11 protein-coding genes are annotated in these 16900 nt (G+C 48.8%); 10 read left to right on the top strand and 1 reads right to left on the bottom strand.

Annotation, left to right across the window (positions count from 1 at the left end):
- The first annotated feature begins 282 nt into the window (after nt 1-282).
- The 3 genes from KTH89_RS17675 to KTH89_RS17665 are packed head-to-tail and all read left to right on the top strand — an operon-like array spanning nt 283 to nt 4688.
- Nucleotides 283-1905: a response regulator gene (locus KTH89_RS17675; protein ID WP_158348175.1), complete on the top strand. Its 1623-nt coding sequence runs from the start codon at nt 283-285 to the stop codon at nt 1903-1905.
- Nucleotides 1895-3712 (top strand): sensor histidine kinase, encoded by a 1818-nt coding sequence (locus tag KTH89_RS17670; RefSeq protein ID WP_158348205.1) that lies wholly within the window; start codon nt 1895-1897, stop codon nt 3710-3712. Before KTH89_RS17675 ends, KTH89_RS17670 begins: the two co-directional genes overlap by 11 nt.
- Nucleotides 3696-4688 carry a substrate-binding domain-containing protein gene (locus KTH89_RS17665; RefSeq protein ID WP_158348173.1) on the top strand — a complete coding sequence of 331 codons (993 nt, stop codon included), beginning with the start codon at nt 3696-3698 and terminating at the stop codon, nt 4686-4688. The genes KTH89_RS17670 and KTH89_RS17665 overlap by 17 nt, the downstream gene beginning before the upstream one ends.
- Nucleotides 4689-4945: 257 nt before the next feature.
- Here the strand turns inward: KTH89_RS17665 and KTH89_RS17660 are convergent, their stop codons facing one another.
- Nucleotides 4946-5872, bottom strand: coding sequence for an RpnC/YadD family protein (locus tag KTH89_RS17660; RefSeq protein WP_238722573.1), 927 nt, complete (start codon nt 5870-5872; stop codon nt 4946-4948).
- Nucleotides 5873-6364: 492 nt separating this feature from the next.
- On the opposite strand from KTH89_RS17660, the gene KTH89_RS17655 reads away from it, so the two are divergent.
- The 7 genes from KTH89_RS17655 to KTH89_RS17625 all read left to right on the top strand — a co-directional run bounded on the left by KTH89_RS17655 (nt 6365) and on the right by KTH89_RS17625 (nt 16892).
- Nucleotides 6365-7858, top strand: coding sequence for a sugar ABC transporter ATP-binding protein (locus KTH89_RS17655; RefSeq protein WP_158348203.1), 1494 nt, complete (start codon nt 6365-6367; stop codon nt 7856-7858).
- A 14-nt stretch (nt 7859-7872) separates the two neighbouring features.
- Nucleotides 7873-8871 (top strand): ABC transporter permease, encoded by a 999-nt coding sequence (locus KTH89_RS17650; protein WP_158348169.1) that lies wholly within the window; start codon nt 7873-7875, stop codon nt 8869-8871.
- Between the two features lie 94 nt (nt 8872-8965).
- Nucleotides 8966-10177, top strand: a complete 1212-nt coding sequence (locus KTH89_RS17645; RefSeq protein ID WP_158348167.1) for an ABC transporter substrate-binding protein — start codon at nt 8966-8968, stop codon at nt 10175-10177.
- A gap of 126 nt (nt 10178-10303) precedes the next feature.
- Complete coding sequence (locus KTH89_RS17640; RefSeq protein ID WP_158348165.1) at nt 10304-10744, top strand: RbsD/FucU family protein; 441 nt, start codon at nt 10304-10306, stop codon at nt 10742-10744.
- A gap of 1579 nt (nt 10745-12323) precedes the next feature.
- Nucleotides 12324-13757, top strand: a complete 1434-nt coding sequence (locus tag KTH89_RS17635; RefSeq protein WP_158347216.1) for a sensor histidine kinase — start codon at nt 12324-12326, stop codon at nt 13755-13757.
- A gap of 10 nt (nt 13758-13767) precedes the next feature.
- Nucleotides 13768-14745: a GerMN domain-containing protein gene (locus KTH89_RS17630; RefSeq protein WP_158347215.1), complete on the top strand. Its 978-nt coding sequence runs from the start codon at nt 13768-13770 to the stop codon at nt 14743-14745.
- On the top strand, nt 14742-16892 hold the full coding sequence (locus KTH89_RS17625) for a DNA internalization-related competence protein ComEC/Rec2 (RefSeq protein ID WP_238722571.1): 2151 nt from the start codon (nt 14742-14744) through the stop codon (nt 16890-16892). The genes KTH89_RS17630 and KTH89_RS17625 overlap by 4 nt, the downstream gene beginning before the upstream one ends.
- Nucleotides 16893-16900: the final 8 nt, after the last annotated feature.

Genomic DNA, 16900 nt, shown 5'->3' with positions numbered 1-16900 from the left:
ATGCACGGCGGACTTCACGTCCGACGGGCAAGAGCCTCTGAACCGGGAACACATCACGTGTTCCTGGTGAATAGGCTCGGTTCCTGAACCCGGCTTTCCAATTCCCCTTAGCGGATACTCAGCGCTAGCCCTCCGCGCTCCAGGAAGATACAAAAGAGCCCGTCCGCCCCCGCCGCCTCCTTCCCGGCCCGCAGAAAGAACCGCGAAGTCCCCCGCCCCTTGCGCAATTTCCATATATCCGGTAAAATAGGAGACAAGTGATTAAACTTGGGAGGGATAGCCATGTACCGGGTTTTGTTGGTGGATGATGAAGTTCTGATTCGGGAAGCAATTCAGGAGAACATCAAGTGGGGGCAGCTGGGGTTTGAATTGGCTGGGGCTTGTAAAGACGGACGTGAAGCAATGGAAGAAATCCGGAAGAATCCTCCGGATTTATTATTGACAGATATTTATATGCCGTACATAGACGGCATGGAACTGACTAAATTTGTATACGAGAATTATCCGGATACGAAAGTGGTAATTATCAGCGGATACGATGAATTCGAGTATGCCAAGCAGGCGGTGAAATATCAGGTGGTGGAATATGTACTGAAACCGGTCACCGCGTTTGAACTTACGGAAACGTTGATGAAGATTAAAGAAAGCCTGGATGAGGAGAACCTTCAGAGCCAGAATATTAAGAAAATACGGGGAGCTTATATGAGCAACCTGCCGGTTCTGAAAGGTCGTTTCCTGAACAGCCTTCTGCTGGGAAAACGGCTGAAGGAAGAGATACGGGACAAGATGGAAGAGTTCGGTATCTCCCTGGAGGGCAGAGCGTTTACCACGGTTATGATTGAGGGAGATGATTTAAGCGCTTTTACGGATAACTATCCGGAGGAAAAGAATGATCTGGCCCTGTTCGCGATCTTTAATGTGACGGATGAGCTGGTCAACAGCTTTGGAAACGGCGTGGCATTTCAGAATGTGGAGGACAAGACCATCATAATACTGGCCGGGGCGTCGGAAAGCGATCTGGAAGAGAGAACCGCGAAAATATGCAAAACGGTCAAGGAGACGATCTACCGGCTGCTGAAACTGGAAGTGACTTTGGGAGTTGGCAATACGGTGGGCACCATAAGCCGTCTGAGCGAAGCGTTTTCGGGAACGAAGATGGCGCTTGAGTACCGGTTCCTTGCCGGCGGCGGCCAGGTATTGTATGCGAAAGAACTGCGCAATCTGTCCAAACCCGGGAATGTCAATATCAACGAATGGGCGGACCGTATTGTGCTGGCGGTGAAATCCAATCATGAGCCGGAACTGCGCGGGGAAGTGCTGGATTTTGTGAAGGCTTTGAAAGAGGTCTATGTGCCGAAAAACCGGAGCATGATTTATGTGCAGAACATTATTATGTCTGTTATGAACGTTCTGGATGATTCGGAGCTGGCGGACAGCCCTATTTACACAACGGAAAATGAGCTGATGTCCCGGATATACGCAGAAGAACATCTGGATGATATCGGGAACCACCTGCTGGAGTTTTGTCAGGAAGCCGCCAGAGCGCTGTCAGATGAGAGAGACAGCTATTCCAAACGGCAGGCGCTGCGGGCGCTGGATTATATTGATAAGAATTATAAGGACCCTAAGGTGTCCCTGAATTCGGTCTGCACCTATCTGGCGATGAGCACCAGCTATTTCAGTTCCGTGTTCAAGAACTTTACCGGCGAAACTTTTATAGAGGCGCTGACCAGAAAAAGGATGGAGAAAGCGAAAACGCTGATTGAGAATACATCGATGAAAGCCTATGAGATCGCGGAGGAAGTCGGTTACAGCGATCCTCATTATTTCAGCAGCATATTTAAAAAAACTACCGGCAAGACGCCTACGGAATATGCGAGAGAGAAGAGATCCTATGTCGGATGAGAAGGGGAAGTGGCGGTTGAAGTTTAATCCATTGTTTCATTTTCGAAGTATCCGTACGACGATGCTGGTTTCCTTTTCCGCGTTGATCGTATCCGGTCTGCTGGTGTTTCTGCTGCTGTCCCTGAATTACACGACGGATACCGTGCTGAATAATTCTTCCAGCTACACCCTGCAGCTGATAGACCAGGTGAATGCGGACATTGATTCCTACATCAGTTATATGGATAATCTGTCTGATATGATGGTGGGAAGCGTGGATGTCAGGAATTATCTGTTCCGGTATAACAGCGGGGAAAATAAAGAGGCGATTACCCAGCGGCTTCTGAATACATTTAAGACCTTGAAGGATTCCAGAGAGGACATTTATAACATTGGGATCATCAGCAATAATGGCGAATATCTGATAAACGACGGAACGGACAGCCTGAATGCCTATATGGATTATCATGAGATGGACTGGTATCAGAAGGCGCTGCTTTCCGGCAAAGAGGCGGTGATCTCCAGCTCCCATGTCCAGAATGTGGTTCAGAATGACTATAAATGGGTGGTCACGCTGAGCCGGGGGTTAGTAAACCCGGTGAACAATCAGATAGAAGGGGTCTTCTTTGTGGACCTGAACTATAGCTCCATCAACGACCTCTGCGAAAAAATAAGCCTTGGAAGCAAGGGCTATATCTTTGTGGTGGAGGAGAACGGAGGGATCGTTTATCATCCCCAGCAGCATCTGCTGTACAGCGGATTGAAAACGGAGAGGGTGGATGAGGTCCGGAATTCCAAGACCAATTCCTTCATTACGGATGAGGGGGACAACAGCAAGCTATACACCATATCAAAATCGGACCGCACCCACTGGACCGTAGTGGGGGTGGCCTATCTGGAAGACCTGTTGGGAAACCGCAAGGAGACGCAGCTGACTTACGTGCTGATCGCCGCAGCGCTCTTTGTGGCGGCGGTTCTGATTGCGATTCTGCTCTCCAGTATGATAACCAAGCCAATAAAGGCGCTGGTGAAGTCCATGAAAAAGGTGGAGCAGGGGCAGTTCGAGAATGTGACACTTCAGACGGTTGGGCACAATGAAATCTCGGCGCTGACCAACTCTTTCAATATTATGACGGAAGAGATCCATCATCTGATGATCCAGAATATGGAAGAACAGGAACAGAAGAGGAAGAGCGAACTGATGGCGCTGCAGTCCCAGATCAATCCCCACTTCTTATATAATACCCTGGATTCCATTATCTGGATGGCGGAAGGCGGAAAAAACCGGGAGGTGGTGCTGATGACCTCCTCGCTGGCAAAACTTCTGCGCCAGAGTATCAGCAATGAAGACGAGATCGTGACGATCGCGAGCGAGGTAGAATATACCCGCAGCTATCTGACGATCCAGAAAATGCGCTATCAGGACAGGCTGGAATTTTCCATTGATGTGGATCCGGACATCCTTGATCTTAAGATCGTAAAACTGGTGCTTCAGCCGTTGGTTGAAAACGCCATTTACCATGGAATAAAATATAAGGAAACCAAGGGAATGATCTGGGTGACAGGGCGTAATCTGGGTTCCATTATCGTGATCCGTGTGGAAGATAACGGGATCGGTATGACCGAGGAACAGCTGGCCCATATATTTGAGAAGAAAACGAGCAGAAAATCCAACGGAGTGGGAGCAGGCAACGTGAATAAGCGCCTGCGGCTCTACTACGGACCGGAATATGGCCTGACCTATGAAAGCCAGCTGAATGTAGGGACCACCGTAACGATACGGATCCCGAACTCTGCGTGGGAGGAAGAAAATGAAGAAGAGCTATAGAAAATGGCTGATTATAGCCAGCAGTCTCCTCTGCCTTAGTCTCCTGTTATTTCTCATCTACAGTATACAGACACAAAAGGAGAAAAAAGTAGTCCATATGGTGTATATACCGAAGCTCATTGATGAGACCAATGATTTCTGGACGGCGCTGATCGAGGGAGCCAATATGGCGGCCAAGGATTACGACATTGATCTGGTCATAGACGGGGGAAGCAATGAGACCGACTATGAGGATCAGAACAGGCGGATTCAGAAAGCGATCGACAGCAAAGCGGATGTGATTGCGGTATCTCCGATTTCGTACACGAATTCCACTGAGATGGTAAAAAAAGTGAAAGAAAGCGGAATCAAGCTTATTTTCGTGGACTCGGGAGTGGACGAGGATGTGGCGGATGCACTGATCGCCACCGACAATTTCGCGGCGGGCATGAAGATGGGGAAATTCATGCAGCAGAGCCTGAATGAGGATTCCCAAATCGCCATTGTGAGCCATGTAAAAGACGCGTCAACGGCCATAGACCGCGAGAGGGGCCTTCGGGCCGGAATCGGCCCCTACGAAGACCAGATCGTGGAGGTGGTCTACTGCGATTCCAACTATCAAAAGGCTTACCGCCTCACCAAGGAACTGCTGGAAAAATATCCGGATCTGGATTACATCGCGGGCTTAAACGAGTATTCTGCCGTAGGCGCGGCCAGGGCGGTGGATGAGATACAGGGCGGGGCATCCCAGCGGGTGAAAGTGATCGGATTCGATAATTCCTTGGAACAGATTAAGTTTCTGGAAAAAGGAGTGTTTCAGGCGATCGTGGTCCAAAAATCCTTTAATATGGGATACCTGGCCGTAGAAACCGCGTTAAAGGTTTTGAAGGGAGAAAAAGTCCCCCCGGTTATCGATTCCGGTTCGGAGCTGATTACGAAAGACAATATGTATACAGAACAGAATCAGAAGCTTTTATTTCCATTTTTCGATAAATAGGGAACTCGTGATGTGTTCCCGGTTCAGAGGCTCTTGCCCGTCGGAAGTGAAGTCCGCCGGGCATCCTGAACCCGGCTTTCCGACTCCACTAAGCGGGAGCACAGCCGCCCTATGCGCTCCCGGGGAGACACAAAGGAATCCGGCTGTCCGGAGCATCCCGGCCCTGAGCAGCGGGCATACCCAAACCCGAGGAAGAACCACCTCAGGGGAAACCTGGCCATTCTTATATTATCGCGGCAGATTAGCCGTATCTTCATTTAATGCTTGTACATCTGAGATTTAAAGGACTCGATAGAATCTGAGCGGGCGGCTAATTTCAGCCACCGGCTTAAGGTATCAATATTGGCTTCCGATTGAATCGTATTTTTTAAATCTTCTGGGACCTCGCAATATTCTCCCAACAATTCCAGGACACCTTCCGCTATCCCCTCCATCTTTCCTTCCGCTTTTCCCTCTTCATAACGCTCCTGTCCTATGTCGGCCAGAACCTGTTCTTCATCATATTCCGTCAGGATTGAATTCATCACTTCTGCCCTCCTTGTCATCAGGAACTCTCTCAATATCCCTTCGGCAATGCAATCATCTACCGCTTTCTTAACCGCCTCGCCAAAGTCCATTTCCCCGCGGTAAGCCTTAACCTTGCCGACCAAGGCCGCATATTCTTTCAGGGTGGGGCAGCGCTCCATTAAGTGGGGATTATGCCCGTAATTGATATTGAGGATCTGTACCTGTAATTCCATTTTAGACTGCTCATTCCCGTGAATAAAAGCATCGGATAATTTTAGCCATTTTTCCTCGCCGATCTCCTGGTCGCCATTGTAAAATACGATGTAAACCGGGGTCGGCAGGGCTACCAGCTTTGTGCCGTAGATATGCTTTCCGTGCAGAATCCCCCGGAACATATCCGCGAAATAAAGCAGGCCGCGAACCGGCAGGTTCGGATTCACAGTACTCTGATGTTCGTACAAAGATAGGATATCACGGATCAGATATGCCACGTCATTTTTCATCTTCATCCAGATGGCATCCTCCAGGGTCCTGATCTCCAATTCCTCCGCATCCCTGTAATCCGTATGGTTTAACGCGTTATAAAGCTCGAGGCCGTGCTTCTTTTCGGCAAACAAAAGGCGGAACAGCCGGTCCTTATAGCTTTTGTTCGTCCCGATGTAATCGGTTGTGTGCATATTATTTCCTCCTTAATCATTTTTTAAGGAAGAAACAGGACTTTGTTATATCCATTTCATTTCGCTATATTATTTATGGGAATTTTATAAGATTATTATAAGGGAAATGTCAGATTACTACAAGCAATGAATGAGTTGTTTCCAGAATGCCGGGAACACATGCTTACCGGCAAAGGTACAGCGTTCGTTTTGGGGCGAAGTGTAAATAGGATATGGGAAATCCGCTTCTTCCTCGGATGTGCTTTTCATTATGTCATTCAAAGCAAGATATGTCAAGAACCGGAGCGTATACTCTTTTTCCGGTTTCTATAGAAAACAGTGCATAAAACAGGGGAAGAAAATCCGAAAAAAGGAATAAGGGGAAAATATTCTACAACTTCGTAAGATTTTTACCCTTTTCCATAAGATTCTCTATTAAAACGTTCATAATTTAGACATATAATAGACACATATCAGAGAGACGAGTTCTGAAGAGAAATGGATGGTGAGATAGTGGGCGACGTAATATTGACAATGAAAGGGATAGACAAGTCCTTTCCAGGTGTCCATGCACTAAAGGAAGTAGACTTTGACCTGAGAAAGGGAGAAGTTCATGCGCTGATGGGCGAGAATGGTGCCGGAAAATCCACATTGATGAAAGTGTTGACGGGCATTTATTCCAAGGACAGCGGAACGATCACTTTTGAGGGGCAGGAAGTGAACTTTACCACCCCGAAAGAGGCACAGGATATCGGAATATCCATCGTGCATCAGGAACTGAATATGATGAACCATCTGACGGTGGCGCAGAATATTTTTATTGGCCGTGAGAAAATGAACGGCAAACTGATTAATGATAAGAAGATGAACGAAGAAGCGGCAAAGCTGTTTGAAAGATTGAATATCAATATCAATCCGGCTGAGAAAATGGGGAATCTCACCGTTGGTAAACAGCAGATGTGCGAAATCGCAAAGGCTATTTCCAGAGACGCAAAGGTGATTATTTTTGACGAGCCTTCGGCGGCTCTGACGGAAGCGGAGATCGACGAGCTGTTCAAGATTATCCGTGACCTGCGGGAGAAGAATCTGGGAATTATTTATATTTCCCACCGCATGGATGAGATTAAGGTAATAACGGACCGTGTAACGGTTATGCGTGATGGTGAGTATGTGGGAACACTGATCACTGAGAAATGCACGAAAGACGATATCATTAATATGATGGTTGGACGTGTAATCTACGAAGACCCGAAGGAAAAGAGCAATGTACCGGACGACGCGCCGGTGGTGCTGAGCGTGAAGAATCTGAATGCCGGTAAGATGGTCAAGGATGTGAGTTTTGATCTGAGAAAAGGCGAGATTCTCGGATTCTCAGGACTGATGGGCGCAGGCAGAACAGAGACGGCCAGAGCGATCTTTGGAGCGGATAAGATCGACAGCGGCGAGATCTTTGTAAATGGGGAAAAAGTAGTAATCAAGAGCCCTCAGGATGCCGTAAACGCCGGTATCGGATATCTGTCGGAGGACCGTAAGAGATACGGTATCATCGTGGAAAAGACCGTTGCGGAGAATACCACGATGGCGTCGCTTGATAATTTTGCCAATGGGTTGTTTATAGACAAGGCCAAGGAAAAAGAAGCCGCGGTGGAATATGTAGAAAAATTGAAAACAAAAACTCCTACCGTGGATACGAAAGTAGTCAGCCTGTCCGGTGGTAACCAGCAGAAAGTCGTTATTGCCAAATGGCTGGTCCGGGATTGTGATATCCTGATTTTTGACGAACCTACCCGAGGCATCGACGTGGGTGCCAAGAGTGAGATCTACCATCTGATGAATGAACTGGTGGCACAAGGGAAGTCCATTATTATGATATCCTCTGAATTGACAGAGGTGTTGAGAATGAGCGATCGGATCGTTGTCATGTGCGAAGGCAGAAAGACTGGCGAACTTTCTATCGAAGAGGCGAGCCAGGAAGCAATAATGCGCGCAGCAACATTGAGAAATTAGGAGGGTAAAAGAAAATGGAAAAAAGTGTTGAAAAGAAAACCAGGGCAATGGGAACACAGAAGTTAGTTGCCATTGTAGCGATGGTAGCGTTGTTCATATTCTTTAGTATATTCGGTAAGGGATTCTTCAAATACAGTACGATCGTCAGCGTATTTGACTCCGCTTACTACATTGGTTTCATGGCAATCGGCGTTACATTTGTTATTATCACAGGCGGAATTGACCTGTCCATCGGTACCTTGTGTATCTGCTGTTCCCTGATCGGCGGTACCTTATACCAGGCAGGGGTTCCCATGGCAGTAGCCTTGATCCTGATCATCGTGATCGGCGGCGTGTTCGGACTGGCCAACGGACTGATGGTTTCCGTGATGGGGCTGCCGGCTTTTATCGCCACACTGGGTACGATGATGATAACAAGAGGACTTGGTTCCATCGTTACAGGAACGGCTTCCGTATCCTTCCCGATGGGCGACGAAGCAGGCGCATGGTTTAAGAACATCTTCAAGTTCCAGCCTGACTGGCTGCCTCAGAATATGGCGGCAGGTATTCCTACCGGATTCATCCTGTTGATCGTACTGGCTATTATCATGGCGATCATTTTAAATAAGACCCGTCCCGGCCGTTATATCCTGGCTTTGGGAAGCAACAAAGAAGCAACCAGATTATCCGGTGTCAACGTAGTAAAATGGGAAACCCTTGCATTTATCATCAGCGGCCTGTTCGCTGCTCTGGCAGGTATCTCTTACGCGGCTATCAACGTAACCCTGATGCCCGGTACCGGAAACGGATTTGAGCTGGATGCCATCGCCGGTGTTGTAATCGGCGGAACGTCTCTCTCCGGTGGTGTTGGATCAATCGCAGGTACCCTGATCGGTGTATTTATCATGGCGATCCTGAAAACCGGCCTTCCTTTCGTAGGCCTGCAGCCTCACTACCAGTTGTTTATCACCGGCTTCGTACTGATTATCGCAGTATTCGCCGATGTGGCCAACAGGAAAAAACAGGGAAACTAATGTATCAATTGTTTGCTTATCATGTTATTAACTGTCCCTGCAATAGGGCAGGGCAGTTATTATAAATCTATCAAATTAAGGGAGGATTTAAAGAATGAAGAAAAAAGTAATTAGCGTACTTTTATGCGTAGCTATGGTAGCAGCCATGGTAACAGGCTGCGGAAGCAAGGCTGAAGAGCCCGCCGCAGAACCGGCAGCATCCGAAGCTCCTGCAGCTCCTGCAGAGACCAAAGCACCGGAAGCAACCGAAGCTCCGGAAGCAACCGAGGCTCCCGCTGAGAGCGAAGCTCCTGCAGCGACCGGCGAACTCAAACCCGATGCAAGCGTAGATTACAGCGCACTGAACGTGCAGGTAGTTGCAAAAGGTTTCCAGCATGACTTCTGGAAAGCTGTTAAATTAGGCGCTCAGAAAGCCGGAGAAGATTACAAATTAACCGTAAATCCCGCCGACAACTTCGTTGGACCGAACAGCGAGCAGGATATCGCTCAGCAGGTTGAGCAGGTAAAGAACGCGATCAACAAGAGCCCCGACGCGATCTGCCTGGCAGCTCTGGATACCAAATCCGTTCTGGATTCCATCAAACAGGCTCAGAACTCCGGTATTCCGATCGTAGGTTTTGACTCCGGTGTTCCGGATGCTCCCGAAGGCGCTATCGTTGCCAACGCTTCCACCGACAACTATGCAGCAGGCGGACTGGCAGCAGATGAGTTATACAAACTGATCAAAGATAAAGTAACAGATCCCGCTGAAACCGTAAGAATCGGTGTTGTTTCCCAGGAAGCGAACTCTCAGTCTATCGTAGACCGTACTCAGGGATTCCTTGACAAAATGGTTGAACTGATCGGCGAAGGAAAAGTTTCCATCATCGGACATGACAAATTCAAAAAAGAAGTTGCTGACGCTAAGGTTATCTTAGAGATCGGTATCCCTGCAAACGTAGTAGACGCTGACTGCCAGACCGCTGCTTCCAAGATCATGAACGAGTCTGACCTGATCGCGATCTATGGTTCCAACGAATTCGCAGCTAAGAACATCATTACCGCTAACAAGAACTTGAACGTTCTGGGCGCTGACAAAGTTATCGGCGTTGGATTCGACTCCGGTAAAGTTCAGCTTGACGCTGTAAAGAATGGTATCTTCGCTGGTTCCGTAACACAGAACCCTGTACAGATCGGTTACAAAGCTGTTGAGCTGGCTATCATGGCTGCAACAGGACAGGAAGTACACGATGTTGACACCGGTTGCTTATTCTACACCGCTGAAAACATGGAAACCGAAGAAGTTAAACCTTGCCTGTACGAATAAGATTTGATATAATTGCTTAAGAAATTGTTTCTGAGCATGAAAAACGAAATGCCCCGTTCATCGGGGCATTTCATTTAGGTAATTTCGTATGCTTACAATCTTATTAAAAAGAGGAGGATTATCATCATGTTAAAAGGAGTACCAAAAATCTTATCTCCCGAATTACTGAAAGTTCTTTGCGAAATGGGCCACAGCGACCGGCTGGTGATCTCGGATGGAAATTTCCCTGCGGAGAGTATGGGAAAAGACGCTATTGTAATCCGCTGTGACGGACATGGGGTTCCGGAACTGCTGGACGCGATTCTGCAGGTGTTCCCGCTGGATACCTATGTGGAGAAACCCATGAACCTGATGGAAGTCATGAAGGGCGATAACGTGGAGACTCCGATCTGGGAGACCTATAAAGAGATCGTTGCGAAACATGACAGCCGCGGAGCGGACGCCATCGGGCAGATTGAACGTTTCGAATTTTATGATGAGTCTAAAACGGCATATGCGATTATCGCTACAGGCGAAAGCGCTCTCTACGCGAACATTATGCTCCAAAAAGGGGTCGTTACGGACTAAGCGGAATTGAAAAGCCGGGTTCAGGATGCAGGGCGGACTTCAGGGCCGACGGGCAAGAGCCTCTGAACCGAGGGGCTGTCGCACTAGCTTAGCATTCTTCCACGGGCTTCCTATGCCCGCTGCTTAGGACTTGGAACCGTGAGCGGTATACGGGGATGCTCCGGGCGGCCGGGTTCTTTTGTATCTCCCTGGGAGCGCGGAGAGCTTGCGCTGGTATCCGCTAAGTGGAATCGAAAAGCCGGGTTCAGGAACCGAGCCTATTCACCAGGAACACGTGATGTGTTCCCGGTTCAGAGGCTCTTGCCCGTCGGACGTGAAGTCCGCCGGTCATCCTGAACCCGGCTTTTCGATTTCACTAAGCGGGTGCTCAGCCGCCCTATGCGCTCCCAGAGAGATACAAAAGAACCCGGCCGCCCGGAGCGTCCCCGGATACCGCCACGGTTCCAAGCCGTAAGCAGCGGGCATACGAAGCCCCCGGGAAGAACGCCAAGTTAGTGCGCCAGCCCACGGTTCAGAGGCTCTTGCCAGTCGGACGTGAAGTCCGCCGTGCATCCTGAATCCGGCATTTCGATCCCACTAAGCGGAGACACAAAAGAACCCGGCCGCCGGGAGCAACCCCGGATACCGCCCACGGTTCCCAGCCCTAAGCAGCGGGTATCCCCAAACTCGAGAGTAAGAACCAGGACAGATATAGAAAGGTTCTTATTTCTTCTTCGCCCGCAATCCTCTATACGTTTAGGATACTTACCAGAGCCAGCAATGATTCCGCAGCGTCCGGGTCTCCCCGGAGGAATGCCCGGACATAAAGCCGTGCTCATCCATAACCTTAGGCTTCCTGCTTACCAGGCCCAAAGCCTATTCAATAGCCTCGCAGTTGTTATAATCAGAAAAACAGTATTTCTCCTTTCTTTAATAGGTGAATTTTCAGTGTCTCAGATAATTATTTATATACATAGACATACCTAAAATATGGAATAGAAGACGATCTAGGCACATAAGCCAAATATCTTTTAATATCTTATATCAAAATATCTAATATCTAATACCACCATCAATACAGCGTAGCGACAAAGAAAACAAAAAACATAAGTATTCCACAATCCAACGAATACAAAAAAGCATTATAAGACCATTCACACTAATAAGGCTGGGTTGTTGGACTTGAGGGGGATGGGGGCGCGTTTCTTCTGCCGGCGGGGGCGGGTGTTGCCTGTGGGACGGAAACATTGAGAGGTCTTTGAAATTTCTTATAGGGCTGGATTTTTGCCAAGTCAGGGGCCACGCACTGTCTGAGCGCACGCGAGTTTGCGCGGCCCCTGACTGTCCTGGCAAAAATCCTGGCCTATTAGAAATTCAAAGGTCCCTCGAAGTTTCCGTCCCACAGGCAACACCCGCCCCCGCCGGCAGAAGAAACGCGCCCCCATCCCCCTCAAGCATCCCACACCAAATCAGCCAAAAGACCTGAAAAGGCCACCCAAAAGTATTTGACCAGCCGCCATAATCATGGTAAAATAATTGGGAATAAAAAGGCGGGAGGCTCGGGATCCGGGTCTCCTGTTAGATTAAGGAGTGGGTACCCATTTCCAGATTGAAGTTTGGTGCGAAAATATTCCGCAGCCTTCGGGTGCGGATTTTCCTGTTTCTGCTGGCAGTAGGGATTATTCCCTGCATTATTGTGAGAAATGGGATATTGAACAGCTATGAGGACAGAGCTGTTTCGGTGCGGGGAATGGACGTGCAGAATCAGCTGATGATATTGAGCAATCAGCTGATCTCGTCGGATTATATGCTGGATCAGTCCTCGGATGTGATCAATGGACAGTTGGACCAGCTGTCTAATATGTACGACGGACGGATACTGATTACGGACCGGAATTTTAAGATTATTAAAGATACCTACGGATTGGACGAAGCGAAAACGATTGTCTCCGAAGAAGTGTTTAAGTGCTTTAAGGGGGAGAATATCGTTAACTATGATCCCGATAACCACTACATAGAGCTGACTGTTCCGATTAAGGACCAGACCAGTAAGGAAGTGATCGGGGTGATGATTACCAGTGTATCCACGGACAGCATCCTGGACAGCCTGGATGTGCTGGGAAGCAAATCTTTAGTTCTGGTGATCGCGATTTCGGCAGTGATTCTTATGCTCGCGGTGTATCTGGCCAGCTTTTTCGTAAGGCCGTTCAGCAAGGTGACCCATTCGATCGAAGAGGTCAGCGAGGGATACGGAGATGAAAATAATCTGTCTATCCCGGGTTATGTGGAGACCGAGCAGCTGGCGGAAGCTTTTAACCGGATGCTGGCGCATATGAAGGTGTTGGACGACAGCCGCCAGGAATTCGTATCCAACGTATCCCATGAGCTGAAGACACCCATTACCTCTATGAAGGTCCTGGCGGATTCTCTGCTGATGCAGGAAGACGCTCCGGTGGAGCTATATAAGGAGTTTATGTCGGATATCGCTCAGGAGATTGACCGGGAGAGCCAGATTATCTCCGATCTGCTGTCTTTGGTTAAGCTGGACAAGAAGGCGTCGGATCTGAATATTGCTCCCATCAATATCAATGAGATGCTGGAATCGATCCTGAAACGGTTAAGACCTATCGCGGCGCAGCGGAACATAGAGCTGGTGTTTGAAAGCTTCCGCCCGGTGACCGCGGAGATCGATGAGGTGAAGCTGAGTCTTGCATTTTCCAATCTGGTGGAGAACGCGATCAAATATAATATTGATAACGGCTGGGTCCATGTCTCCCTCAATGCGGATCACAAATATTTCTATGTGAAGGTGTCGGATTCCGGAATGGGCATACCGGAGGAGTCCGTGGAACATATCTTTGAGAGATTTTACCGTGTGGACAAATCCCGGTCCAGAGAGATCGGAGGAACCGGACTGGGCCTTGCGATTACCCGTAGTGCGATTCTGATGCACAGAGGAGCCATTAAAGTCTACAGTAAAGAGAACGAAGGAACTACATTTACGGTGCGGGTGCCGCTTAATTACATCGCTTAGGAGGGATAGAATGCAAAAAAAGGCTGGAATAATCGGTCTGCTCCTGTTCATGGTTTTCCTCTTGAGCGCCTGTGGGGAGCAGGAGAGGGAAGCGGGGCAAAAGGCTGTGTTTTATGTAAATAAAGATGAGACGGCACTGGTGCCGGAGCCCTTTGAGATCAAAGGCGAAGATACGTTAAAATTGGTGGAGGAACTGCTGGTGCAGCTGCAGAACGTACCTGAGGACGCCGATTATAAGGCGGCTATCCCTTCCGGTATCGTGGTCGGGCAGCCCACTATGGATGAAAATCAGCTGTACCTGGATTTCAGTGAGAACTACCACGAGATGTCCAGTATCCGGGAAGTCCTGTGCAGGGCGGCTGTAGTGAGAACCCTGACCCAGGTGCAGGGAGTCAAGAATATTACATTTACGGTAAATGGCAATCCGCTGCTGGACGCCAACGCGAATCCGGTTGGAATTATGTCGGCGGACAGCTTTGTGGATAACCCCGGGGCGGAAATCAATGCTTATAAACGGGCCACACTCACCTTATATTATGCCAACAAAAACGGAGATAAACTGGTGACGACCAAGCCGACAAAGACTTACAGCGGCAATATTTCTATGGAAAAACTGATCGTGGAACAGTTAATCCAGGGGCCGAAAGAAGGATCAAAGGCTTACGCCACGATTCCTCCCGAGACTAAGATACTGGGCATTTCTACGAAAGACGGAACCTGTTATGTGAATCTGGACGAAAAATTCCTGGATAATCCCTATGAGATATCCGACATGCTGCCGGTCTATTCCATTGTAAATTCGCTTACGGAGCTGTCCAATATCAGTAAGGTGCAGTTTTCCATCAACGGAAAGACGGATGTAAAATTTCGGGAGAGTATCAGTCTGGAATCACCGTTTGAGCGAAATCTGGACCTGATCGAGTCACAGGACACCCTGATCAAGGACAGCCAGATGGATTCGTCAAAAGGGGTGACTAATAAAAAATGATCAAACGGCCGATGTGCCTATTGGCGCTGGCCTTCGCACTGATTGTGCTTCCGGGCGCCTATGGCGGGGAAAGGAAAGAACCTCCCTGCCCGGACGGCGCCCGGGTCACGGTGCAGGGGGATGTCTGCGGGCGCGAAGAAAAAAATGACAAATATCTGATCTATCTGAAACACATTTCCATTCTGGAAGAAAATCGAAAAATCCCTTTAAAAAAGTTAATTATTTACCTGGAAGAAAATCCGCAATTGAAAATCGGAAGTACGGTTCGGGTATCTGGTACGATCAAGTGGCCTGAACCCGCAGGGAATCCAGGACAGTTTGACGCTGCCGCCTATTATAAGATTATGAGAACAGACGGTTTTGTCTACGGGGACGAAACCACCCTGGTGGACGGCGGTTATAACCGGTATCTGGAGGCGATCACACAGATCCGGGAGCGCATGGGCAGATCTCTGGACCGGGTGCTGCCGGAAAGCGACAGCCAGGTACTAAAAGCCATGCTGCTGGGAGAAAAGGGCCAGTTGGACTCTCAGATTAAAGAACGCTATCAAAGTGGCGGAATCAGCCATATTCTGGCCATCTCTGGTCTTCATATCTCGATTATTGGCATGGCCATTTTCAGTATCCTGAGAAAAATCCGATGCCCGGTGTGGGCAGCGGGAGTTCTGTGCACCGCCCTGATGGGCAGTTATGTCCAGATGACCGGCCAAAGCGTGTCGGCCGTCCGGGCGCTGTTGATGTTCAGCCTCATGACCGCCGGTAAGATATTGGGCCGGACCTACGACCTGGGCACGGGGACGGCCTTCGCAGCCATACTGATCCTGGCGGATAATCCGTACTACCTGTTTTATTCCGGCTTTCTCCTGTCCTTTGGCGCAGTCCTTGGAATCGCAGTGTTCATGCCTGTATTAAAGGAACTGCTTCCATGGAAGAATCCTGTGTCGGAAGGCTTAAAGGCAAGCCTCTCAGTACAGATTATGAGCTTGCCGGTCCTTTTGTCATCCTTCTATGAATTCCCGTTATACTCTGTACTTTTGAATCTTTGTGTAATCCCTCTGATGTCCCTGGTTGTTTTCACGGGCCTGCTGGGTGGTTTTGCCGGCATGATAAACGGAACGGCCGGAAGTTTCCTGGCCGCTCCGGCTCATTACATATTAGAATTCTATCAGCTTCTGTGCAGCGGTTCCGAGAAACTTCCGTTTCATAATCTCATCATCGGAAAGCCGTCTTTTTGCCGAATCTTCCTATATTACGGGATTAGTCTGCTGATTCTGGTCCTATGGAAAAAAATAAGTCATAAAGTTCTGAGAAAAACGCTGCCGGTCATCCTTTTTTGTATCATGCTGTTTATTTTGACCGGGCGGAACGATCCCGAATTCGAACTGGTATCGCTGGATGTTTCTCAGGGGGACGGCATATTTATACAATCGCAAGGATTTCATATGCTGGTGGATGCGGGCAGTTCTGATGTAAAAGAGGTGGGTAAATACAGGATTCTGCCTTTCCTGAAAGCCCGGGGCATACGAAAATTGGACTATGTGCTGATGACCCATGCCGACGCGGACCATACCTCAGGAATCCGGGAACTGATACAGTTAGGTTACCCGATTCGTTGCCTTCTGCTGCCTGATATCGCTAACCGGGATGAAGCTTATATGGAAATGAGAACGTTGGCAGAGGATGCCGGGATAGAAGTGGGAGTAATCGGCGAGGGGATGAAACTGGAACAGGGAGGACTTCGTATCCAGTGCCTGCATCCCGTCCGTGGATACGATTCGGTGGATCGAAATGACGGTTCCGTGGTACTGGCTGTACAATACGATCAGTTCCGCATCCTGCTTACCGGTGATCTGGGGGAAGAGGGGGAGGAACGAATCCTGGACGAGCTTTTGCCGGTTGATATCTTAAAAGTAGGACATCATGGTTCCGGCTCCTCCACAAGTAAACCGTTTCTCGAAAAAACCATGCCGAAAGCAGCGCTGATCTCCTGCGGCGCCGGAAACTCCTACGGACATCCGCATCAGGAGACTCTGGAGCGTCTGGAGGAAATAAAGTGCCGTACATTTCTCACCATGCAAAGCGGCGCGATTACGGTCGGCATCCAAGATGGGCGTTTAAAGTTGGAAACTTTTCTTCAAAACCCTTAAAAATTATA

The organism is Diplocloster agilis (assembly GCF_019042275.1).
In the GTDB taxonomy this organism is placed as follows: domain Bacteria; phylum Bacillota; class Clostridia; order Lachnospirales; family Lachnospiraceae; genus Diplocloster; species Diplocloster agilis.
The sequence above is the reverse complement of the archived record's forward strand: the minus strand, read 5'-3'. Positions and strand labels throughout refer to the sequence as shown.

Excerpts from the sequence above, each read along its gene's own strand:
- KTH89_RS17625 (WP_238722571.1), top strand. The coding sequence starts at position 14,742 with ATGATCAAACGGCCGATGTGCCTATTGGCGCTGGCCTTCGCACTGATT.
- KTH89_RS17650 (WP_158348169.1), top strand. The coding sequence starts at position 7,873 with ATGGAAAAAAGTGTTGAAAAGAAAACCAGGGCAATGGGAACACAGAAG.
- KTH89_RS17645 (WP_158348167.1), top strand. The coding sequence starts at position 8,966 with ATGAAGAAAAAAGTAATTAGCGTACTTTTATGCGTAGCTATGGTAGCA.
- KTH89_RS17665 (WP_158348173.1), top strand. The coding sequence starts at position 3,696 with ATGAAGAAGAGCTATAGAAAATGGCTGATTATAGCCAGCAGTCTCCTC.
- KTH89_RS17675 (WP_158348175.1), top strand. The coding sequence starts at position 283 with ATGTACCGGGTTTTGTTGGTGGATGATGAAGTTCTGATTCGGGAAGCA.
- KTH89_RS17660 (WP_238722573.1), bottom strand. The coding sequence starts at position 5,872 with ATGCACACAACCGATTACATCGGGACGAACAAAAGCTATAAGGACCGG.
- KTH89_RS17630 (WP_158347215.1), top strand. The coding sequence starts at position 13,768 with ATGCAAAAAAAGGCTGGAATAATCGGTCTGCTCCTGTTCATGGTTTTC.
- KTH89_RS17670 (WP_158348205.1), top strand. The coding sequence starts at position 1,895 with ATGTCGGATGAGAAGGGGAAGTGGCGGTTGAAGTTTAATCCATTGTTT.
- KTH89_RS17640 (WP_158348165.1), top strand. The coding sequence starts at position 10,304 with ATGTTAAAAGGAGTACCAAAAATCTTATCTCCCGAATTACTGAAAGTT.